Origin of the sequence: Acetomicrobium sp. S15 = DSM 107314 (assembly GCF_016125955.1) — a bacterium.
GTDB lineage: Bacteria > Synergistota > Synergistia > Synergistales > Thermosynergistaceae > Thermosynergistes > Thermosynergistes pyruvativorans.
Genome location: NZ_JADEVE010000119.1, coordinates 1 through 334, shown reverse-complemented (window position 1 = coordinate 334; position 334 = coordinate 1). Strand labels below are relative to the sequence as shown.

At 49.1% G+C, this 334-nt stretch carries 1 pseudogene; it reads right to left on the bottom strand.

From position 1 onward, the window contains the following. Positions 1–113: 113 nt before the first annotated feature. Positions 114–334: pseudogene (locus EZM41_RS02935) on the bottom strand (hypothetical protein); the annotation flags it as partial.

Genomic DNA, 334 nt, shown 5'->3' with positions numbered 1-334 from the left:
ACCCACGGTCGCACAGGCAATCGCAACGGTTAGCACATTTCTCGCACCATTCTCAAGCGCCTTTATGGTCTTACTCAAATTCAACCTTGTAGATTTGCGGATCATAGATATAACTATTTCAGCGATAATACCTTGGAACGCTCCATGTCGATCACTATGTCGAAGCCATCTCGCAGGATCCACTTCTCAAGTATCGAGAACACATCCTCCGGTTTTACTCCCCACTTCAAAGCGAGCCCACTGCGGGGACGGACTTGCCCTTCGTAACCCGATGGAAGTTCAATGCATAAGCCAGTTCCCACGGAGACCCACTCTCCAGGATTTATCGTCACTT